The sequence below is a fragment of the Proteus columbae genome, assembly GCF_002777965.1.
In the GTDB taxonomy this organism is placed as follows: Bacteria; Pseudomonadota; Gammaproteobacteria; order Enterobacterales; family Enterobacteriaceae; genus Proteus; species Proteus columbae.
Genome location: NZ_NGVR01000005.1, coordinates 16,245 through 38,488 on the forward strand (window position 1 = coordinate 16,245; position 22,244 = coordinate 38,488).

The 22,244-nt window shown below is 37.5% G+C and carries 17 protein-coding genes; 16 read left to right on the forward strand and 1 reads right to left on the reverse strand.

Translation table 11 applies throughout. The annotated features are described in order from the left end of the window. Window positions 1-57: 57 nt before the first annotated feature. The 4 genes from CBE70_RS01240 to CBE70_RS01255 are packed head-to-tail and all read left to right on the forward strand — an operon-like array spanning window position 58 to window position 3,089. Complete coding sequence (locus tag CBE70_RS01240) at window positions 58-912, forward strand: tagatose bisphosphate family class II aldolase (protein WP_100157881.1); 855 nt, start codon at window positions 58-60, stop codon at window positions 910-912. Further along, window positions 909-1,880: a sugar kinase gene (locus tag CBE70_RS01245; protein ID WP_100157882.1), complete on the forward strand. Its 972-nt coding sequence runs from the start codon at window positions 909-911 to the stop codon at window positions 1,878-1,880. The genes CBE70_RS01240 and CBE70_RS01245 overlap by 4 nt, the downstream gene beginning before the upstream one ends. Beyond that, window positions 1,861-2,502 carry a bifunctional 4-hydroxy-2-oxoglutarate aldolase/2-dehydro-3-deoxy-phosphogluconate aldolase gene (locus tag CBE70_RS01250; RefSeq protein WP_100157883.1) on the forward strand — a complete coding sequence of 214 codons (642 nt, stop codon included), beginning with the start codon at window positions 1,861-1,863 and terminating at the stop codon, window positions 2,500-2,502. The genes CBE70_RS01245 and CBE70_RS01250 overlap by 20 nt, the downstream gene beginning before the upstream one ends. Before the next feature lie 5 nt (window positions 2,503-2,507). After that, window positions 2,508-3,089: a DJ-1/PfpI family protein gene (locus CBE70_RS01255; protein ID WP_100157884.1), complete on the forward strand. Its 582-nt coding sequence runs from the start codon at window positions 2,508-2,510 to the stop codon at window positions 3,087-3,089. A gap of 86 nt (window positions 3,090-3,175) precedes the next feature. On the opposite strand, the gene CBE70_RS01260 is transcribed toward CBE70_RS01255, so the two are convergent. Continuing rightward, the gene (locus CBE70_RS01260) at window positions 3,176-4,882 is read right to left on the reverse strand and encodes a phospholipase D-like domain-containing protein (protein ID WP_100157885.1); all 1,707 of its coding nucleotides are present in this window, start codon (window positions 4,880-4,882) and stop codon (window positions 3,176-3,178) included. Window positions 4,883-5,314: 432 nt separating this feature from the next. Between CBE70_RS01260 and CBE70_RS01265 the strand changes: the two genes are divergently transcribed. From CBE70_RS01265 to CBE70_RS01320, 12 genes are all read left to right on the forward strand, one after another. Continuing rightward, window positions 5,315-5,947 (forward strand): LexA family protein, encoded by a 633-nt coding sequence (locus tag CBE70_RS01265; protein WP_023583763.1) that lies wholly within the window; start codon window positions 5,315-5,317, stop codon window positions 5,945-5,947. Between the two features lie 624 nt (window positions 5,948-6,571). Beyond that, the gene (gene tssB / locus CBE70_RS01270) at window positions 6,572-7,069 is read left to right on the forward strand and encodes a type VI secretion system contractile sheath small subunit (RefSeq protein ID WP_100157886.1); all 498 of its coding nucleotides are present in this window, start codon (window positions 6,572-6,574) and stop codon (window positions 7,067-7,069) included. Between the two features lie 23 nt (window positions 7,070-7,092). Continuing rightward, window positions 7,093-8,640: a type VI secretion system contractile sheath large subunit gene (tssC, locus tag CBE70_RS01275; RefSeq protein WP_100157887.1), complete on the forward strand. Its 1,548-nt coding sequence runs from the start codon at window positions 7,093-7,095 to the stop codon at window positions 8,638-8,640. Between the two features lie 12 nt (window positions 8,641-8,652). After that, complete coding sequence (gene tssK, locus CBE70_RS01280; RefSeq protein ID WP_100157888.1) at window positions 8,653-9,990, forward strand: type VI secretion system baseplate subunit TssK; 1,338 nt, start codon at window positions 8,653-8,655, stop codon at window positions 9,988-9,990. After that, window positions 9,987-10,655: a type VI secretion system protein TssL, short form gene (gene tssL, locus CBE70_RS01285; protein ID WP_100157889.1), complete on the forward strand. Its 669-nt coding sequence runs from the start codon at window positions 9,987-9,989 to the stop codon at window positions 10,653-10,655. The genes tssK and tssL overlap by 4 nt, the downstream gene beginning before the upstream one ends. Further along, complete coding sequence (locus tag CBE70_RS01290; RefSeq protein WP_232797322.1) at window positions 10,655-12,373, forward strand: OmpA family protein; 1,719 nt, start codon at window positions 10,655-10,657, stop codon at window positions 12,371-12,373. The genes tssL and CBE70_RS01290 overlap by 1 nt, the downstream gene beginning before the upstream one ends. 22 nt (window positions 12,374-12,395) lie before the next feature. Next, a complete protein-coding gene (locus CBE70_RS01295; RefSeq protein ID WP_023583757.1) occupies window positions 12,396-12,887 on the forward strand; it encodes an Hcp family type VI secretion system effector in 492 nt (163 codons plus the stop codon). 307 nt (window positions 12,888-13,194) lie between these two features. Next, window positions 13,195-15,870 (forward strand): type VI secretion system ATPase TssH, encoded by a 2,676-nt coding sequence (tssH, locus tag CBE70_RS01300; protein WP_100157891.1) that lies wholly within the window; start codon window positions 13,195-13,197, stop codon window positions 15,868-15,870. 36 nt (window positions 15,871-15,906) lie between these two features. Beyond that, complete coding sequence (locus tag CBE70_RS01305; RefSeq protein WP_023583755.1) at window positions 15,907-16,428, forward strand: DUF3304 domain-containing protein; 522 nt, start codon at window positions 15,907-15,909, stop codon at window positions 16,426-16,428. Continuing rightward, on the forward strand, window positions 16,416-18,947 hold the full coding sequence (locus CBE70_RS01310) for a T6SS phospholipase effector Tle1-like catalytic domain-containing protein (RefSeq protein ID WP_100157892.1): 2,532 nt from the start codon (window positions 16,416-16,418) through the stop codon (window positions 18,945-18,947). The genes CBE70_RS01305 and CBE70_RS01310 overlap by 13 nt, the downstream gene beginning before the upstream one ends. A 74-nt stretch (window positions 18,948-19,021) precedes the next feature. Further along, window positions 19,022-21,421 carry a type VI secretion system Vgr family protein gene (locus tag CBE70_RS01315; RefSeq protein ID WP_100157893.1) on the forward strand — a complete coding sequence of 800 codons (2,400 nt, stop codon included), beginning with the start codon at window positions 19,022-19,024 and terminating at the stop codon, window positions 21,419-21,421. Next, window positions 21,414-22,196 carry a DUF4123 domain-containing protein gene (locus CBE70_RS01320; RefSeq protein WP_157925985.1) on the forward strand — a complete coding sequence of 261 codons (783 nt, stop codon included), beginning with the start codon at window positions 21,414-21,416 and terminating at the stop codon, window positions 22,194-22,196. The genes CBE70_RS01315 and CBE70_RS01320 overlap by 8 nt, the downstream gene beginning before the upstream one ends. Window positions 22,197-22,244 lie beyond the last annotated feature (48 nt).

Here is a 22,244-nt window from a genome sequence, read left to right on the forward strand (position 1 = left end):
CTTTCTATTTCTTTCGTTTATTATAATTCGTAATTAAACGAAAGATGAGAGGCAAACATGTATCTGGTTTCTACTCGTAATATGCTCAATAAAGCACAGCGTGAAAATTATGCTGTGCCTGCTTTTAATATTCATAACTTGGAAACCATTCAAGTTGTGATGGAAACAGCCGCTGAGATGGCATCACCTGTGATCTTAGCGGGTACCCCAAGCACGTTTGCTTATGCAGGTAGTGATTATTTGATCTCTATTTGCCAGCAGGCCGCAGAGCAATATCGTATCCCTGTTGCTCTACATTTAGATCACCATGAAGATATTCCTGATATTTGTCATAAAGTCATTTCTGGTGTGCGATCTGCCATGATTGATGCCTCTCATTTTCCTTTTGAAGAAAACATTCGCATCGTGAAAGAGGTTGTTAACTTTTGTCACCATTGGGATTGTACCGTTGAAGCTGAATTAGGTCGTTTAGGTGGTCAAGAAGACGACTTAGTCGTTGATGCTAAAGATGCGCTTTTCACCGATCCTGATTCAGCAGTACAATTTATCAAAGCAACGGGAATTGACTCATTAGCGGTTGCAATCGGTACCGCGCATGGCATGTACAAGCATGAGCCTCATCTCGATTTTGATCGTTTAGCTATTATTCGCCAAAAGACTGACATCCCTTTAGTTCTTCATGGTGCATCGGGTATTCCTGATGCAGATGTACGCCGTTGCATTGATTTAGGTATTTGCAAAGTTAACGTTGCAACCGAACTAAAAATTGCTTTCTCTAACGCTATCAAGCAATACTTTTTAGATAACCCTGATGCAAGCGATCCTCGTCATTACCTTGTGCCAGGCAAAGCCGCAATGAAAGCTGTGGTTGCAGATAAAATTCGTGTCTGTAAAAGTGATGGAAAACTGTGAAAACCAATAAAACTGTCGCCATTATTGGCGAATGTATGATAGAGCTGAGTGGTCAACCTTTCTTACCACAACAACAACGTTTTGGTGGCGATACACTGAATACCGCACTCTATTTATCGCGACTCTCGCCTTCATTACATCCGCTTTATATGACAGGACTCGGCACTGATACTTACAGTGCCTTAATGCAGAAAGCATGGGAAAACGAGGGGATCGACTGCCAATTTGTTATTACTATTCCTGAAAAACTTCCCGGTCTATATGCTATTGAAATTGATGCTCATGGTGAGCGCAGTTTCCACTATTGGCGAAATGATGCTGCCGCACGTTATATTGCGACCGATAAGCGTTTTTCAGACAGTTTCGATGCGCTTCCTGATGATAGCGTCATTTATCTTAGCGGCATCTCTCTTGCTATTTTAACGCATGAAGGAAAAATCGCTTTACTCAACTTATTAGCACAGCTTAAACAACGTGGAATGACACTCATTGTCGATTCTAATTATCGACCACGTTTATGGGATTCAATACCTCATGCACAAGAGTGGTTTGAGAAGCTATATAGCATTAGCGATATTGCTTTAGTCACTGGTGATGATGAGCAAATACTTTGGCAAAAACCAGCATTGACAGAACAAGACATTGTACAACGTCTTCATCAATGGGGTAATCAGAACGTCATTGTCAAATTGGGTGCTAATGGCGCTTACTGGTCTGATGGCAAAAAGACAGGTTATGTTTCTCCCAAACCCATTGATTCTGTTATTGATACTACCGCCGCAGGTGACTCTTTTAATGCTGCTTTTATTGCTGCTTGGCTACAAAATCACAGCTTACCTACGTGCTGTTTATGGGGAAACACCTTAGCTGGACTCGTCATTCAACACCATGGCGCCATTATTCCTCATGAAATTACTGATTCATTCTACACACTAATCAAGGATAACCATGACACAGTCAATTGTTGATACTCTTTCATCACTGAAAGTGATCCCCGTGATCCAAATTAATCGCGCTGAAGATGCAATCTGGCTGGGTGAAATTCTAACCCAAAATCAATTACCTGTTGCTGAAATTACCTTTCGTACACCAGCTGCTGCCAAAGCCATAAAATTAATGCATGAACACTTTCCTGAGCTTATTTTATGTGCAGGAACAGTATTAACTGCACAACAAGCTGATATGGCAAAAGAAGCGGGAGCAAGCTTTGTTATTTCTCCGGGTTATAACCCAAGTACAGTTGATTACTGCCTTAATAACGGCATTGATATTGTACCGGGTATTAACAACCCAAGCCAAATTGAGGTTGCTCTTGAAAAAGGCTTAACCTTACTTAAATTCTTCCCAGCAGAAGCCTCTGGCGGTGTAAAAATGCTAAAAGCATTAGCATCGCCTTATGCTCAAGCCCAATTTATGCCAACTGGCGGCATTAGTTTAAATAACGTGAGTGATTATCTTGCTATTCCACAAGTTGTTGCTTGTGGAGGAAGCTGGATTGCCACAGCAGATACAATTGATAAGCAAGATAAAGGAACCATTGTTAATCATATTCAAAGTATCCACTCATTACTAAAAACACATAAGGGATAAATAAAATGAAACAGGTTGCCGTTTTATTAGCTGATGGATTTGAAGAAGGTGAAGCCGTTATTTTTATTGATATCATGCGCCGTCTTGATATTCATGTTGATGTACTTTCTTGCATGGATAGCTTGGTATTAAATACTTATTTTGAAACTAAAATCAGTGCTGATTTTCTATTAGCTGAAAAGCTGACACACAGCTATGACGCAATAATGATGCCGGGTGGTCCTAAAGGCACAGATCGTTTATGCGCTAACGAACAAGTTATTCAATTTATTAAACGCCATATTACTGAAGATAAATATATTTGTGCACTGTGCTCTTCAGGAGCAAAAGTATTGGCCGCACATCATCTTCTTGAAGGTCGTAATTACAGTACTGGCGATAAATTAGCAGATAAATACGATGACGGTCATTATCTTGATCAAGATGTTGTTGTTGATGGAAAGTTTATCAGTGCAAAAGGATTGGGTGTGAGTTTTGAATTTGCCTTTACGGTGGCTCGCCATTTATTAAGCGACAATACAGAAAAAGTAGACTGGCAAGCTAATCATATTTATTTCAAACACTGGCCATTAGATTACCTAAAATAGCTAAATTAATTATTATTAACGATATAAAGGGGATTAACTCCCCTTTATATTTTCATTTTAATTAACGATAAATCAATATATAGCCGTTATTTTTGTTTAAATGCATGAGGCTCAGAGTAACGCCACAATTTATCCCAATATTCTTTAATAAAGGTGCTAACGGCTTCTTTACCTTCAACAAGATAGTTAAATTCTGACAAATATCCTGGGTACATATTATCTGAACCCACAATATACAATTCATCATCAATAATAGTCACTTTAGCGTGGTTTCCTGGAGCTGGAGCGACTTTAGGATAAATACCACTCGCATTAACCAATGACCAGAATGGATGCCCAATATCACCTTTTTTCGGTGGATCTTCACTCAGCGGTGCTTCTTTTAGTGTGGCGGTATAAGATGATTCATCAGCATCTGGCCATTTATACGTTTTACCTTCCGTTTGTCGTGCTTTTGGTACTTTATCGGTAAAAAAGAATGGCGCTATTTTAATACGACGCAGTGCTGACTGACGGATTTTATCAGGATCAGGAATAACAGCATCTGTCTCAACATCATGTGTCATATAATATTTAAATAATTCAAATGTTCTTTGAGCACCAGAGCCAAATGAATATTGGTCACCATTTGCACCAGCAGCGGCATCTAATGGTGAAACAACAATTTCAACTTCGAGTTCTGGGTTTTTTAATAACGCTTCAATAATCCAATGACAAACAGGGTGATCTTTCCATTTTTTCTTCCATGCACTCACGACATCTTGTTGAGACATACGAATTTTTTTCTTAGCATTTTTTATAAGGTATTCCTTCATTTTCTCGGAACCTTTCTTATAATCAACTCGCATATCAGGTCCTTCCCAATATTTTCCTACTGAGAAAATACGGTCAGTTTTGAAAAAGCCTTCATCTGGTGATTGAGCTAAATTTTGTTCATTTTTCTTTTTTATTTCTCTTAATACACTGCTCTTTGTTAATGGATCGATAATTTTATAACTTGCTTTTTTAGCGACCCATTCATTTTTTTTACTATCAAAATATTCTTTCGTAATTAAATCTTTACCCACATCCCACATTTTATTTAAAAATAATTGGGAGTGAAGTGCTGATTCGCCAATAACCTTAACGGAAACATCATGAACTGGCGGATAACTTTTAAAAAGATCCATATTTAAATTATGCCCACCCACGAAAGCTTCACAACCATCAACAGCAATAATTTTTGTATGGTTCCATGTCATTCGGGTATCTAACTCAGAAATAAAATCTTCTGGTAGCACTTTTTTTTCTAAAGAGACTTTTAAGCCATCAATAATACGGTAAAAGCGACCAATCCAAATATCTGGAATACATTCCCAATATTTCCCACGTTCTTTAATCAATTCAATAAGATCTTTTTTCAATGCCAGATATTCAGGTGTTCCACTAAAATAGTATTTAACGCCGTTTAATAAAACAGTTGGTGTCTGTGCAAATAAAAACCGAATTTGTGTACGTTCTTTACGCCCTTTCTTTTCAGAAAAAGATTTATCAATTGCAGCAAGAATAATTTTTCGCCACTCTTCATCAGGGGCATTAAGAGAAGAAATATCGCAGCGATACAGCATGTTATCTAAGATAGATGTAATGGCTTGTTCAAATTCAGCCTCACGCTCTATCGCTTTTGGCATAATTTCTTTACCAAATGGCATTCCCCATACATGGGGCGTATCAAAAATCTTCACATAGTTATTTTCAGATGTTTCATTGAAGAAACCTTTTAATTCTGTTTTTAATCCATCAATAAGTTTCATAATATTCCTTTATTTTACAAACAGGGTGTCAATATTATTTAAATAAATATTTAAATAATTATCGATTCAATTAATATAGATAGAATGTTTTCATTCCTATAAAAACATCACTTAACAGACACATGATAACTTGACATCACTCTAATTATTTTTATTTAACATTTACAACCTCCTTTTTCTTAAAAAGAATAAACTATAATTTTATATTTTAGGTATCATCAATAATAAAACCATTCTTATTTATAATAGTAACCTAACACTAAATAGCCGTTATTATTAAACTACAAAACTAGTTATATCGACATTTATTAGTCTATAAATGAATCCTTATAAATTATCATTTATTAATTTAGTCTTTTTTGGATAGAATATTTAACAGGTATAACTGTATTAAATAACAGGTTTATCTGTATTCTTTTAATAGGAGGAAACATGAGTCTTGCAAATAGAGTTAAATCCAGAAGAGATGCCTTGAGGCTTACTCAGACTGAAGCTGCAGAAAAAGCAGGCATCAGACAACAATCATGGGCTTCAATAGAAGATGGCTCAACCAAAAAGCCTCGTAATATTATTAGTATTGCAAGAGCTTTAGAGTGTGATGCTGGTTGGTTAATGATGGGTGATAACATTCAACCTATTCATGATATCAACACGAAAAAATTACCACTAATAAGCTACGTTCAAGCAGGAAACTTAGTGCATAGTGTTCCTATTACGGATTGTGATGGTGAATTTGAGTATATTCTGACAGATCAAGCACTCTCACAAAGTGCTTTTGCATTAAAAATAGAAGGAGACTCAATGGAGCCTGATTTTAAATCAGGAGATGTAATCATTGTTGATCCTGAAATAAAACCACATCCTGGTGAATTTATTGTTGCAGCTAATAATGAAAGAGAAGCAACATTTAAGAAATACAGACCAACTCACATTGATGCCAATGGCAATGAGCATTTTGAACTTATACCATTGAATAGTGACTACCCAACACTCAGTAGTGAAAACACACCATTAATGATCATTGGCACAATGATTGAGCATCGTATTTATCGTCGCAAACGATAACTATTATTCCCAAAAAAGAACCCCAATAATTGCTAGCTCTATTATTGGGGTCTATCTCAAAAATAGTTTTATCTGCTTTCCCTCTGATTTAACCCAACTATTTATAAAATGACTCATTAATTAATCAAATAAGAGAATGAAAGGAAGTCAAATAGCTCTTTTTCTACTTAATAATTAATACTTAGAAATACAAGCATTAAAGTTTAAGGTTTAAAAAAGCATTATTGCTTTATTTCTATTCTCCTATCATCTGGCACATCATTTAACAACCACAGAAACGATAACAAGTCGTTATCAATAAGAATAATTACTATGTATATATACTCATCAAATCAACATAATCCACTTAATATAGAAACAATACATTATAAATTTAAATAAGATATAAAATAAATATCATATTATGATACTTATTTGGAATAAATCTCTAATTTACCTCAATGCATTTTCTTTCTATTTCATTCTACTTTTAGAGATATCTCCTAAAAACATTAAGACAAATTGATTTATTTGATTTTGTTTAATATAAAGAGGGCACTTTAAGATAAATTTCTTGGTAGTGAAATTACTTACTATTCCCCACTCTCAAGAGATCCTTTATTCGTTAAATATAAGGATTTTATTATGTCAGATAGTTTTCAAAATGAAGTTCCTAAAGCGCGGGTAAATATAAAACTCGACTTACATACAGGCGGTGCACAAAAAAAAGTTGAGTTGCCTTTAAAACTATTGGCTATTGGTGACTACAGCAACGGAAAAGATAAACGTATTCTTTCAGAAAGAGAAAAGGTCAATATCAATAAAAATAACTTCAATAGTGTTCTCACTGAATTTTCTCCGTCAGTCAATCTTACCGTAAAAAATACATTAGCAAACGATGGTAGCGAGGAGAGCATCAATCTGTCATTTAAAGAGATGGCAGACTTTGAACCGGAACAAGTTGCTCGCCAGATACCTCAACTCCGCGCCATGCTAGCAATGCGTAATCTCTTACGTGACTTGAAATCTAACCTCCTTGATAACATCACTTTTCGTCGTGAACTCGAAAATATCCTGAAAGATCCTGCACTAAGTGATGAGCTACGCGAGGAATTATCTCAACTTGCACCGAAAAAAGACTAATTGGGTTTTATCATTACAGGATTATGCTTATGTCAGTTAATAGCGAAAGTATTTCAAAAAGTACAACAACTGTACTTGATGAGCCCGCGAATAGCGGTGTTTACGCCTCACTCTTTGAAAAAATTAACCTCACACCTGTTTCTCAGGTAAGTGATATTAATATCTTCCAAGACAATAGTGCTCTGGCAGATACCACAGCAAATGAGCGCGTTACTGTTGCCGTTCAAGTCTTTCTTGAGCGCCTAAAATCTTCAGGTCAAAAAGTTGAGCGTTTAGATCGAAATTTACTTGATCACCATATTGCTGATCTAGATAGACAAATTAGCGAACAACTTGATGAAGTCATGCATCACGCTGACTTTCAAAAAATTGAATCCGCATGGCGTGGGTTAAAATTCTTAGTGGATCGCACTGATTTTCGTCAAAACGTAAAAATAGAGTTACTTGATATTGCTAAGGACGATTTACGCCAAGACTTTGAAGATTGTCCAGAAACTATCCAAAGTGGCCTTTATCACCACACCTATATCGAAGAGTATGATACCCCAGGTGGAGAACCTATTGCGGCTATTATCTCTAACTATGAGTTTGATCGTAGCCCTCAAGATATTGCGCTATTACGAAATATCGCAAAGATATCGGCATCAGCCCACATGCCATTTGTTGGCTCGGTTGGCCCTGCATTTTTTGGTAAAGACTCTATGGAAGAAGTGGCTGCTATTAAAGACATCAGCAACTACTTTGACCGTGCTGAATACATCAAATGGAAATCTTTCCGCGATTCTGACGATGCCCGCTATATTGGCTTAACAATGCCTCGCGTTTTAGGTCGCCTTCCTTATGGCCCAGACACTATTCCTGTACGTAGTTTTAATTATATTGAAGAAGTAAAAGGTCCAGACCATGAGAAATATTTGTGGACAAATGCAACCTTTGCTTTTGCTGCCAATATGGTTAAAAGCTTTATTAACAATGGCTGGTGTGTACAAATTCGCGGCCCCCAAGCAGGCGGTGCTGTAAAAGATTTACCTATTCATCTTTATGATTTAGGAACAGGAAGTCAGGTCAAAATTCCATCTGAAGTGATGATCCCTGAAACACGAGAGTTTGAATTTGCCAATCTTGGTTTTATTCCGCTGTCTTACTATAAAAACCGAGATTACTCTTGTTTCTTCTCTGCAAATTCGGCGCAAAAACCCGCTATTTATGAAACGACTGATGCAACAGCTAATAGCCGCATCAATGCGCGCTTACCTTATATTTTCCTCCTTTCGCGAATTGCTCATTATCTGAAATTAATTCAGCGTGAAAATATTGGTACCACAAAAGATCGTCGTTTATTAGAGCTTGAGTTAAATAATTGGGTTCGTAGTTTAGTGACCGAAATGACTGATCCAAGTGATGATTTACAAGCTTCTCACCCGCTTCGTGATGCAAAAGTGGTAGTGGAAGATATTGAAGATAATCCAGGCTTTTTCAGAGTGAAACTGTATGCCGTTCCACACTTCCAAGTGGAAGGAATGGATGTTGATCTCTCGTTAGTATCTCAAATGCCAAAAGCGAAAGCATAAGGTGAAGCACGGATGAAAATATACCGCCCCCTCTGGAGTGATGGGGCCTTTTTGGCTCCTCAGCAATTTCAACAACAAGCAAGATGGGATAGCTATCTCATTAGCACCATCGCCAATATAACGATTGCATCAGCATGGGGCGTCATTTGTGCCGAATTTGATGAAAGCGCCTTAACTATCTCGCGCCTTAGTGCACAAAAACTTATCGTTCGTTTTCCTGACGGCACGCTGATTGATACAACGCTGGCAGACAACTTACCGCCAGTCAATGAGCTGAGCCATTACTCGCAATATCAAACACTTGATATCGTTCTCGCATTACCTCTCTTGCAAGCTAATGGTGGCAACCTTATGCAAGAAGGACGCTCTGATAGACCACAAGCGTTCTATCAAGAGTGGATGAAAGTACAAGATTTAATTGGCCAAGAACAAACGGACATCGCTGTGTTAAGACACAGTATTACTTTGCGTTACGCCCATGAAGAGAATAGTGCATACATGACTTGTCCGGTTGCTCGGTTAATTCGCAATGCCCAAGGTGCATGGGAAATAGATAAACATTTTATTCCCCCGTTATTAAGTTGTAGTGCTAGCTCTGAATTAACAACATTATTCTCAGAATTTATGCATCGCTTAGTGGCAAAACGTCGTCGCCTAATGACTATGCGCCGCGAAAATAATGAGCAAATGGCTGATTTTGCTGTCGCTGATGTCTCACTCTTTTGGCTACTCAATGCGATTAACAGTGCTGAGCCTGTATTAAGTGAATTACTATCATCAATGGGGCGTCACCCTGAGCTTCTTTATCGTGAATTAGTGCGTTTAGCAGGTGCGCTACTGACATTTTCACTCGATCATGAAAATGGCGATATTCCACTTTATCAACACTCATTCCCAGAGCAGGTTTTTCCACCTTTATTTAGCTTACTTAATACTCTGTTAGAAGCGAGTTTACCTTCACGCGTGATTAATATTGCTCTTGATAAAGAAGGGCCGTTCTGGCGTGGTGAATTACATGATCCTCGCCTACGCGAAGATGCTGATTTCTATCTTTCAGTGCGTTCTGCATTACCGGCCCATTTGTTGATCACTCAATTTCCACTACTTTGTAAAGCCGGTAGTAATGACGATGTTGCGAGTGTGGTTAACATCGCACTTAACGGTATTCCATTACAACCTTTAACACATGTTCCTGCTGCTATCCCTCTGCGTTTAGAAAATCACTATTTTGCTCTTGAACTCAATAATCCTGCGGGTCAAGCCATGCTCTCTTCCGGTCACTGTGCTTTTTATGTACCCGGAACATTAGGTGAAATTCAACTCGAACTTTTTGCGGTACTTCGCTCATGATTACGAATACAAGAACAGCTAAAAATAACATGATTGATATGCTTTTTGCTGACACTTGGCTAATGGTATGTCAGCTACGTCAAGGTGCCGAAATTACTGATGGGAAAGCATTCTATCGGCGCGTCTGTGAACATATAGATAAAACGCGCCAACAACTCACAGAAAAAGGCTACTCCCAATCTGCCATCGAAAACATGCTTTATGCACAATGCGCTTTAATTGATGAAAGCGTAATGAATCGCACCGAGCGTGATGACGGTTACTTACAGTGGATACAATCCCCATTACAAGCTAAATATTTCAATACATTAGAAGCGGGTGACAAACTATGGGATAGGTTGCGTAATCTATTAAATGAACCAACCCCCAACCATGATGTACTTATCTGTTTTCACCGAGTGATCACTCTGGGTTTTGTTGGTAAATATCGCCAAACCAATGCGCCTGAACGAGAACAAATTATTGAGTTACTTAATACTCAACTTCCCGCCTATGCACTATCAAGTGATTTACCTTTAGTGATGAAACCCAAGCATCGTATGAATCGTCGTCATATTTATTGGCTAGGTTGGTTCGGGGGAATTGCGGTGCTAGCAATGCTGTGGTGGGGCTTTTCTGTGTCATTAGAAAATTTACTTCAACAATGGGTTATTCAAGGAAAGTAATGCAAAAAAACAGGATAAAACAGTGTATTACATTGTTTTCAGCATGCTTATTATTGTGGTTGCTTTGGGGATTTTGGTCTTTTGGTAAAGAGATCTCCTTTTTTCTGACGGCATTTATTTGTATCGTTACACTGACTTTATGTGTCTGGTTTTTCCGTCAACAGAAAATTACTCCCTACCTTAAAAATGCACTTACAAACCAGTTCCCTCCTGATAACTATCAAGGCGCTGTTATTATTGTTTGTGGTCAATCACAAGCGCTTTTTCATGGAAATCAGACCTATCGAGAAACCGCTAAAGGTTGGTATATTTGCGCCTCTTCTCCTATTGATTTGATCAACATCACTCAACATATCGTTGATATTGCCCCCTTGCAATTACGTCGATTATCACTGTTATATGCCTTATTACCCGAACAACTATTACAACAAGAAGAAGTTACTCAAGAAACGCTTAATTGGCGTCGTGCTATCCATGAAAGTAATAAAAAAACAGGTAAAATTTTACCTTTTTGGGTGACGCTTTATCTTAATTCCCCAGTTAATTATCTCAATTCACATTTTGATGACACAACTCCGTGGATAACCTATTTAAATGATCAGCCAGAGTTGCTTGTTATCTCTGATAATTTGGCTACTCAACCTATTTCAACATGGTTATCACAAAATAGAGAGCAAACCGAAAACCAACTCACTATGGCACTCTGGCTTGATCAATTACTTGCTTGGTTGAAAAGTGAATTTATTCCTCTGCTTACTGTTGCTCAATCAGGTGCTCCAAGTCTTATTCCTGTTGCTTGGGCAATGCAACTTACAACCGTTCCTACCATTTCAGATAACAGCTGGGCTCAATTTATTCACCATAAAACCACGTTATCTCCAGCTATTATCAAAACATCAAATAATAACGACGAATTACCATTACCAGATATTGTGATTGATAAACTCACTCACGATGTCAATTTATTAAAAATAGAAACTACCTTTGGTGTTATTGGCATGATTTGCGGGTTGTTTCTTATTGGTGCTCTCTCAGGTAGCTATCACCATAACAAGCAATTAATCTACGATAATAGTAATGATATCAATCACTTTAAAAATATTACCGATGAGAATTTAGAACCTAAAAAAGTGGCTTATCAACAGTTACTTTCTGATGCAACGTTTCTCTCTCATTGGCAACGAGAAGGTATTCCTGCTCGCTATTCTTTAGCGTTATATCAAGGAAATAACATCTTACCTTATTTGCATGCCTTGCTCAGTTCATGGGCTCCCCCACTACCACCAGCGCCTATCATCGTACAAGAAGTTCCTGAAATGGTGACGTTAGACAGCCTTGCCCTCTTCGCTTCTGGTCAATACGAATTAAAAAATGAGGCCACTAAAGTACTTGTTGATGCGCTTATCAATATAAAAGCTAAGCCGGGTTGGTTAATTGTTATTTCTGGGTACACCGACAACACAGGTAATCCCGATTTAAACCAAAAACTTTCTCTTAAACGAGCTGAAGCCGTGCGTGATTGGATGATCAAAACCAGTGATATCGCACCATCTTGCTTTGCGGTGCAAGGATATGGTCAGCATCAACCTGTTGCAGATAACTCAACACTCGATGGTCGAGCTCGTAATCGTCGAGTTGAAATTCGCCTGATACCTCAAGCCGATGCTTGTCAGGTATTAGCTGATGACCTTACGCCACTGAAGGATGGTGGCAACTAAACTTTAGAAAGGAGATGTAATTATGGCTATTCCTGTATACCTCTGGTTGAAAGATGACGGCAATGCGGATATCAAAGGTTCTGTTAATGTTCAAGATCGTGAGGGCAGTATTGAAGTCGTCGCTCAAGATCACAACTTATACATTCCAACAGATAACAATACTGGCAAATTAACCGGTACACGTATCCATACTCCATTTATTTTCGTAAAAGAAATTGATGCTTCTAGCCCGTATTTATACAAGGCAGTTACTACTGGGCAAACGTTGAAAAAAGCAGAGTTTAAGTGGTATCGCATCGATGATGCAGGCCAAGAAGTTGAATATTTCAACACTACGCTTGAAAACGTCAAGGTAGTCAAAGTGGCTCCTAAGATGCACAACATCAAAGATCCGACTAAAGAAAAACACAATCACCTTGAAGAAGTTGAATTGCGTTACGAAAAAATCACTTGGACTTACAAAGACGGAAATATCATACATTCAGATTCATGGAATGAACGCGCCACTGCGTAACATTGAAATAAACAGGCGGTTAACCGCCTGTTTTTAAAAAATGTCAATCAAAACACCATCGCCTATTTACACCATGAAGAATTCAAAGCACGACAAATAGGTACTCTAGATAGTTCAAGGTGTAGCTAGGCGACAAATGAGTGAGTCGCTAGGAACATACATAAGTATGTGACTAGTGCGAGTGAATGTAGTCAACAACGCTACAGCTTGAAATATGACAAGTATGACCTTATGAGCCTCGGTCTATGGCTAGGGGCGGTAGCATACCTAAATTCCCTCAATAGGGACTTCATTACTGGGAGAAAACATGGAAAATCAATCTGTCATGCTATTGCGTCGATTAAATCCTTATTGTGCAAAAGCACTAGAAGCTGCGGCATCATTATGCCAAACCCGTGCCCATGCAGAAGTGACTATTGAACACTGGTTATTGAAAATTCTAGAGCTTGGAGAAAGTGATATCACTGTATTGGCACGCCGCTATGAATGGGATTTAACTGCACTTTGGCAAGGCTTACTTGATGCAATTGATAAATTACCTCGCTCTGTACGTAGCCGACCTCAATTATCCAAACCATTATTAGAACTAATTAAAAATGCATGGGTAATTGCTTCTCTTGATGAAGATATAGAACAAATCCGCAGTGTGCATTTATTGCAGACTATGACCAAACAGCCAGCATTAGTTCCACTCGATGCACTCTGGCCTTTAATGACATTGGGTGAGACACAACTACAACGATTAAGACCTCTACTTGATGCTCAATCCGATGAAAGACCTGAAATTCAGCAACTTGCTTCTTATAACCATTTACCTGAAGAAGCAGCGTTTACTCAAAATAATGAAGCCAGCACTGCATCTTCAGCAACAGACAGCACCATTATTGGTAATACGCTAAGTGATGCCCTTCTTGCTGTATTAAATAAATTCACGCTTGATATAACAGAAAAAGCGCGCCTTGGTGAAATTGATCCTGTATTTGGTCGAGATGACGAAATTCGTCAAATGGTCGATATACTCTCTCGTCGTCGTAAAAATAATCCTATTCTTGTTGGTGAGCCTGGTGTAGGTAAAACCGCACTTGTTGAGGGACTTGCACTACGTATTGCTGAAAAAAATGTCCCTATCAGTTTACAAACCACCTCATTACGCACTCTCGATTTAGGTCTATTACAAGCAGGTGCTGGTGTTAAAGGGGAATTTGAACAGCGCTTAAAAAATGTTATTGATGCTGTTCAACAATCACCTACACCAATTCTACTTTTTATCGATGAAGCACATACAATTATAGGTGCAGGCAATCAAACTGGTGGGGCTGATGCGGCTAACTTATTAAAACCCGCTTTGGCTCGTGGTGAATTACGTACCATCGCAGCAACCACTTGGTCGGAATACAAACAATATTTTGAACGTGATGCAGCATTAGAGCGCCGTTTTCAAATCGTTAAAGTTGATGAACCGGATGATGAAAAAGCCTTTTTAATGCTTCGAGGATTGAAATCTCGTTATGCCAAATATCATAGCGTACACATTACTGATGATGCCGTAAAAGCGGCTGTCATTTTATCTCGTCGTTATTTAACAGGTCGCCAACTCCCTGATAAAGCTGTCGATTTACTTGATACCGCCAGTGCAAGGATCCGCATGAGTTTAGACACGTTGCCTGAAGAGCTTACCCGCATTAAAGCCAAACGTTATGCACTTGAACTAGAACAAAAAGCGATACTTGATGACATCACTATTGGTAATTTAACTAATCAAACAAAATTATCTGACTTATCCTCTCAAGATGCACAATTATCCCTTCAACTTGAAACCTTAGAACAGCGTTTTGAGCAAGAAAAAGAGATTATCTGTCAGCTAATTGAAAGCAGACAAGATCCTGAAAACACAGCAACATCGGCACAGTTACAGCAACAACTCTCACAGTTACAACAAGAAGCGCCACTTTTAAACTCTGATGTAGATGTTCGCACGGTAGCAACGGTTATCGCTGATTGGACAGGAGTTCCACTTTCAAGTCTTCTTAAAGATGAACAAATTGGCCTGCTAGAGCTAGAAAATAACTTATCAAAATATGTTGTTGGACAAGAGTGCGCTTTACTTGCGTTGGCACAACGTCTACGTGCATCCAGAACAGGATTAGTGTCTGAAAACGGCCCTCAAGGCGTATTTTTATTAGTTGGCCCAAGTGGTGTAGGTAAAACAGAAACCGCACTTGCACTGGCAGAATGTCTGTTTGGCGGTCAAAAATCGTTAATCACGATTAATATGTCTGAATATCAAGAAGCCCATACCGTCAGTCAATTAAAAGGCTCTCCTCCAGGTTATGTCGGATACGGTCAAGGCGGGGTATTAACAGAAGCGGTACGCAAACGCCCATATAGTATTGTGCTACTGGATGAAGTTGAAAAGGCACACCGAGACGTTTTAAACCTATTTTATCAAGTGTTTGATAGAGGTTTTATGCGTGATGGTGAAGGTCGTGAAATTGATTTTCGTAATACGGTTATTTTAATGACTGCGAATTTAGGCAGTGATTACTTAATGCAACAACTGGAAGAGTTACCATTAAGCACAGATAGCGACTTACAAGAAACGCTTCGTCCTATTTTACGTGATCATTTTCAACCGGCATTACTGGCACGTTTCCAAACATTAATTTACCGTCCTCTTGATGCAACAGCATTGCGCATTATTGTTGAGATGAAATTAAAAAATGTCATTAAGCGACTTTATACCCACTATCGATTAACTGGTATTGTTGAAGAAACGCTCTACGATACCATTGTTGATGCTTGTTTATTACCAGACACTGGCGCTCGAAATATCGATAGTCTGCTTAATCAACAAATTCTGCCAATTCTTAGTCAACAGCTTCTTTTACGCCAAGCCAATGCTGAAAAATCACAGTATGTTATTTTGGGCTATAACGAAGAAGATGGAATAACGCTGAGCTTTAGTGATGAATTGTCGCATTGATTAATGCATATTATTAAGGAATAGAGAAATCTAAGTATGCCTATAAAGTTAACCCGTAAAAAACTTGCATGTATTGGGATAGTCATTGCTCTTATTGCGATTTATTTACTCTTTATCCATAAACCCAAAGTGGAATATCTGGCAGGAAATTTACACGGATTTAACCACGTGAAAGGCACCTCCGTAAATTGGTTTAAAGTTAATGGTTATTATGGGCAAGGTGCGGCAGGAACTTGTTGCATTATGGTGCCGAGAAAATGGACGCCTAATCAAACCGTTTTAGTGGAATGGGAAGTCGATCCCGATGCATACCCTACAGATATACCCGGTGTAGCCGATCCTAACTTTAGGGCTTATATGGACAAACACAAAGCCAATTATCGCCATTACAGTAAAGTCGTTGACATTCCCGAGTATGACGAACCTTGCAGTATGGATGTCCATTTTCTCCCTTGTCAGGAAGTAAAAATTACTCTTTCTTGTCATGCGACTAATCACCCTGACTATCCCATTAAAGAGCCTAGCTTTATGGAGGAGCCAGCAGTATGTCAGAAATAAATAAAGTCGATTCGACACTTATTAATATCATAAAATTTTATCAAGATAGCAAACAAGTTATGGGTGGAGAACCCTGTTGGGCTCCACCTATGTTTCCTGATCAAGGTCGATTAACATTGACTGACCAACAAGTGAAACAAAATATAAAAAAAATTGAATACGAAGAAAATCAAAATAAATCGCACCTGGCTCAAAAAGACTCAACGCAATGTTGTAAAACCTTACATGCTAGTTTTTTCTTTGATGGTACAAATAACAATAATAAGAATGATACAGATGATGCAAATCCACCACATCCAACAAATGTGGCAAAGCTTTATCATGCCAGTTCTCCAGATATAAAAGAGGCAATGGATAAAGGATTTTATGCTTACTATTTACCTGGTGTAGGCACTCCTTTCCCTGAAATAAAAACCTATGAGTATTACAGTTCAGGATTAACTTTTGCAACAGGTGGTCTAGCTCGTATAAACTGGGCACTGATTCAAATATACAATACGTTATATCATGCAGTGACAGGTGATAAATTAACCTTATCGAAAATGCGCACATTGCAGTTAAATATGAATTCTTCGGAAAGTTATAACCCAACACGTATTTTATTTGAGCAATTTAGAACGATAAGAAATAAGATTATAAAAAATAAACCCAAGTTCGTGGCTTTAAAGTTATATATCTATGGGTTTTCTCGTGGTTCAGCGGAAGCGAGAACATTTATATATTGGGTAGATAAATTTCTCACTTATATTTATACACAAGCACCACCATTACGACCATTAATGTTTCCCAAAGGAACTATCTATGGTATCCCTGTTTCAGTTGAGTTTTTAGGGCTTTTTGATACTGTTGCAGCCGTTGGGTTAGCTAATGTTATGCCTATGTTTACCGGTCATAATGGCTGGGCTGATGGCACTCAGCAACTCCCAAAATCAGATTTAATTAAAAACTGTTATCATTTTGTGGCTGCTCATGAACAACGCCAATCCTTTGCTGTCGATTCGATACGTACACCTGAAGGAAACTATCTCCCTAATACTATAGAAGTCATTTACCCCGGAATGCACTCTGATATAGGGGGTGGCTACCCGCCTGGAGATCAAGGTAAAGCTCTGGCTGGTCATGAAGAACTTATCTCTCAAATTACTTTACATGATATGTACGCAGCCGCAATAGATGCTGGCGCACCTTTAGCATTAAGCGAAGAGTCTTTTTTATTATTACCCCCTAAACAACAAGACTATTATTTATTTAGAAAAATCAAACCAGCAACAATAGATGAATTTGAAATATCAAATTCTATAATTAATAAATTCAATATCTGGCGAGAACAAACCCTTCCCGAAATAACAATAAATCAAAAAAATAATAATATAAAATCATATATACCTAACCGTTTTATTACGGACGATATTGAAAGCGTTATTGAATGCCAACTTATTTTAATCACCGCTTGGCGTATTGGACGTTATGCATCCCCCCAAGATTCAGCAATGAATCTTACACAACAAGATTTTTTTAAAAATGCACCACAACATGCAGATATAGCAGTACAACCTTATGACTCAGAATTCAGTAAACAAGCAAGTAATGCAATAGCAAAAGAATATTGGGATGTGAATAAAAAAACAGCAGAGATTCGTGAAAAAAGAGAGAAAGAGCAAAAAAAACAAAGTGATATTAATAATTGGCAACCTTCACCTAAGCATATAGGTCCACCTTTATTTGATGCAACCAATTCAAGGGGACAATTTTGGGAAGCATCCTTAGAATTTAAAGCTGATTATGAAGATATATCTCGGCCACCTCCTTTAATTGATACAAAACACCAAAAAGTAAAAAAAGTTTGTGAATCAATGAATTATTATCATTCAGATAATCCTTATTATATACCAGATAAAAAATGCGATTCACTTCCTGAATATAGTTTTCCAGTTAGTGTGGATATTCAAGCAACTATACTACAAGAATTAGGTGGAGAAATTCAAGATTATGCATATTTAATTACATACCAAGATGAACGCAATGAATATTTGAGTCTAAAAGAAAAAAGTAAAAAATTATATTCTACTTTAAAAAGTACTTTAGTTAAAAATGATAAAGACTCTTATATAGGAAAAATAGTTGATCTGTTAGATAACCATATACATGATTCGAGAGCTTGGTTTATGCATTCTGAAAGTGGTATCAGAGAGCCTTTTAGTAGTTATTTCTTATCTCGTATGATTTATTTTGGAGAACATTGGAATAAATCTATGCAATTGATTTCCAATAATGGATTAATTTATGGTATTAAAAATATAGAAAAAATTTATTATTTTTATTATTTACCAACTTATGGATTAAAGATTTTAATAAAAGAAACAGGGAAAGATGCTGAAATAAATGATAACGAACGACCAACTCCTACAAACAATATATTATATCAAATAAAAAAAATTGATAACTTAATTCAGCAAAATAAGATACAAGAAACAAAAAATGCATTAAAAAAACAATTCACTGAAATAAATATCAATTAATACTTTTAACTCAAGGGTAAATACAGAAAGTTTGTTAATAATAAACAAACGGGATGTGTTTATATCATTCCACTATGAATTTAAAAAAAACAACTCAAGCTCTACTTAACGGACAAAATCGCTATCACCTTAATGTACAGAGTTGTGATGTTTTACTTGATGTAGAATATTTCACAGGACGCGAAGCAATAAGTGATACCTACCATTATCAAATTACTTTTACCAGCCAAGCTCAGGATTTACAACCGCAACAACTGTTGCGTCGTAGTGCGACACTTTCTTTTACTCCCACACTCAATAGCATTACAGAATTAGCAACTCAAGAGCCCATCACCAAGCAAGTTCACGGCGTTGTCACACAATTTCGGCGCCTATCTGGATCAAAAGATGAAGCCCGTTATCAATTAGTCATTGAGCCCGTATTTGCCTTATTACGCCATCAGATACGTTCTCATCGCTTTTTCCTCAATCAGTCTGTTCCTGATGTCGTTAGTCAAATTTTACGTGAGCATAATTTTAAAGATTGGGAGTTTGAATTTACACTGAAAAATGAATATCCCAAACGTGAACAAATCAACCAATATAATGAAAGTGACCGCCAATTTATTGAACGACTATTAAGCGAAGTCGGTATTTTTTATTCGTTCTATTTGCAAGATCAAACACAAACCGAAGTTATTCGTTTTGCCGATCGCCAAAGTGCTTATACCTTTGATAAAACACTGCCTTTAAATAGTCCATCAGGCATGAATGATAATCACCAAGAAAGTGTGTGGGGATTATCATTGCATCATCAAGTGGTTGAACAGAATGTCTTAACCAAGGACTACAATCATCGACAAGCACAAGATACCTTGATTTCAGCAGTAACGGATATGACACGTGGTGAAGGGGATGAAATCCATTATGGTGAAGTTTATCATTATCAGGCTCGACATCTTTCTCGCGGTGATAAACTCACCCCTGAAGCAGAAAGCGCCAACTTTTGGGCACGGCTTGATCATGAGCGCTTTTTAACTCGTCAAACGCGCTTAAAAGGCGAAAGTAATGCAGCTTTTCTCTCTCCATTACAAGTGATAACCATCACTGATAACGCAATACCTTCATCATTACCGTCTGTGTTTCAATCACCGATTTTAATCACTCGTCTACGTTTTAGTGGTGGTCGAGAAAAAGCGCTTCAAGTACGATTTAATGCGATTCCTTACAGTGAAACCCTTTGCTGGCGACCTACTGTTAAACCGCGTCCTATTATCACAGGTACACTTACCGCACGTATCACCAGTGCTAAAGATAACGATATTTATGCGCATCAAAATGAAGACGGTTTTTATTGGGTAAAATTTGATGCCGACCGTGACGAAAAACTGATGGGTTATGAGAGCATGCCAGTGCGCTTAGCAAAACCTTATGCGGGTGACACTTATGGAATGCACTTTCCATTAATTCAAGGTACTGAGGTCGCCATTGCTTTTCATGAAGGCGATCCGGACAGACCTTATATCGCCCATGCGCTTCATGATTCGCGTCATCCCGATCATATCACTGACAGAAATAACACACGTAACGTTATTCGTACTCCGGCAAATAATAAACTGCGAATGGAAGATAAGCGTGGGGAAGAACATATCAAAATCAGCACTGAGTATGGCGGTAAATCACAATTAAATTTAGGGCATATTGTTGATGCCAATCGAGATAAACGTGGCGAAGGTTTTGAATTACGCACTGACAGTTGGGGGGCAATAAGAGCAGGTAAAGGATTATTTATTAGTGCAGATAATCAAGCCAAATCAGGTGGTGAAGTGCTGGCAATGGAACCTGCAATATCGTTAGTAAAAGGGGCAATAAGTCAACTCGATGATTGTAGAGAAATTACCCAAGCACACCACAATCTCCAACCAGAAAAAGCAGGGTTAGATAATCTTTTAAAAAATACGGATAAACTAGCATCCCCTTCTATTCTAATGCATGCTCCAGAAGGAATTGGCATTATTACCAATGAAACACTTCTTATGCAAAGTATAGGAACACTCTATGCGCAATCTAAAGGTGAAATGCATTTATCTAGTACAGAGAATATAGCCACCAACGCTTACAAAAAAATCTCTATGCTATCTCAAAAAGAAGGAATACGAATTGTCTCAGGGAAAGGACCTTTTGAATTAGAATCGCATGGCGATATCTTCGAAGCGACAGCGCTTAAAGATATTACCGTACAATCAACTCAAGGCCATCTTCAATTAACCGCTAAAAAGGGTATCACACTCGGTTGTGGTGGTGGGTACATCAAAATAATGCCTGATGGACAAATTGAAATTCATACACCAAGTCGATTAAGTCTAAAAGGGCAACATATTTGGAGTGAGCCGGCAAGTGAAGATTTTCCATTACCAGATCTTCCTCAATCTGTTTGTAAAGAGTGTTTAAAGAAAGCACAAGAAAATGCTATGGGAGTCGCCATTCGTGAATAATACATTGCAAGTCCCCTCAAAAGAAATAACGACACAGTGGATAAATCAATTAAAATTAATCTCAGAAAAAACGCATCTAGATTACATTGATATTATTATTGATCAAGCAGGACTAGAGAACCCTATTGTTCCAGCGTTAATCAAAATGGATAATGAGATTAGATGGTTTTCTCTTTTCACTAATATGCCAGAAGAAGGTTTTTTGGAACAAGCCCCTCTACTTATTCGTATTGAGTGGAATAAAAGCACACACTTAATTTTAATAGAAGAGTTGTTTGAGTTACTTTATTCAGAACCTAGATTATTAATAACATCATCCCCACTTTCATTTAATATGTTATCTACTTTTTTACTTTCTCTTGCAGAAGTAGAATGGGGATTTAAATCTTGTTTACTTCGTTTTTATGATACACGCGTATTTCCAACATTAGTAAATAATATTCTAACCTCAGAACAACAAAAAAGATTTACTGATATTACTTTTATTTGGGGCTGGCTAGATAGAGATAATGATATGAGTTGGTTACTAGGAAGTTATCACCCAGAGATTGAAGATAAAAATTTTCCAATAATGCAATTTAATGATACTCAAATAAATAAAATTGGCTGTATTAGTGATGCTGAAGAACTAAGGTCATATTCTGAATTTAATAACACATCCATAACTCAAGAAGAAAATTTCAATCACTTATATAACCTTGCTATTCAAGCTAATAATAGTGACCACTTAGGCACTGTAGAGGAATATATTCGCAAACACTCTTTTAATAATTAAATTATTCATATTACTATTTTTCAAATTCACACTTAAAAAGAAAATAAA

Excerpts from the sequence above, each read along its gene's own strand:
- tssH (WP_100157891.1), top strand. The coding sequence starts at position 13,195 with ATGGAAAATCAATCTGTCATGCTATTGCGTCGATTAAATCCTTATTGT.
- CBE70_RS01265 (WP_023583763.1), top strand. The coding sequence starts at position 5,315 with ATGAGTCTTGCAAATAGAGTTAAATCCAGAAGAGATGCCTTGAGGCTT.
- CBE70_RS01315 (WP_100157893.1), top strand. The coding sequence starts at position 19,022 with ATGAATTTAAAAAAAACAACTCAAGCTCTACTTAACGGACAAAATCGC.
- CBE70_RS01250 (WP_100157883.1), top strand. The coding sequence starts at position 1,861 with ATGACACAGTCAATTGTTGATACTCTTTCATCACTGAAAGTGATCCCC.
- CBE70_RS01255 (WP_100157884.1), top strand. The coding sequence starts at position 2,508 with ATGAAACAGGTTGCCGTTTTATTAGCTGATGGATTTGAAGAAGGTGAA.
- tssC (WP_100157887.1), top strand. The coding sequence starts at position 7,093 with ATGCTTATGTCAGTTAATAGCGAAAGTATTTCAAAAAGTACAACAACT.
- tssK (WP_100157888.1), top strand. The coding sequence starts at position 8,653 with ATGAAAATATACCGCCCCCTCTGGAGTGATGGGGCCTTTTTGGCTCCT.
- CBE70_RS01295 (WP_023583757.1), top strand. The coding sequence starts at position 12,396 with ATGGCTATTCCTGTATACCTCTGGTTGAAAGATGACGGCAATGCGGAT.
- CBE70_RS01305 (WP_023583755.1), top strand. The coding sequence starts at position 15,907 with ATGCCTATAAAGTTAACCCGTAAAAAACTTGCATGTATTGGGATAGTC.
- CBE70_RS01260 (WP_100157885.1), bottom strand. The coding sequence starts at position 4,882 with ATGAAACTTATTGATGGATTAAAAACAGAATTAAAAGGTTTCTTCAAT.
- CBE70_RS01290 (WP_232797322.1), top strand. The coding sequence starts at position 10,655 with ATGCAAAAAAACAGGATAAAACAGTGTATTACATTGTTTTCAGCATGC.
- CBE70_RS01240 (WP_100157881.1), top strand. The coding sequence starts at position 58 with ATGTATCTGGTTTCTACTCGTAATATGCTCAATAAAGCACAGCGTGAA.
- tssL (WP_100157889.1), top strand. The coding sequence starts at position 9,987 with ATGATTACGAATACAAGAACAGCTAAAAATAACATGATTGATATGCTT.
- CBE70_RS01310 (WP_100157892.1), top strand. The coding sequence starts at position 16,416 with ATGTCAGAAATAAATAAAGTCGATTCGACACTTATTAATATCATAAAA.
- tssB (WP_100157886.1), top strand. The coding sequence starts at position 6,572 with ATGTCAGATAGTTTTCAAAATGAAGTTCCTAAAGCGCGGGTAAATATA.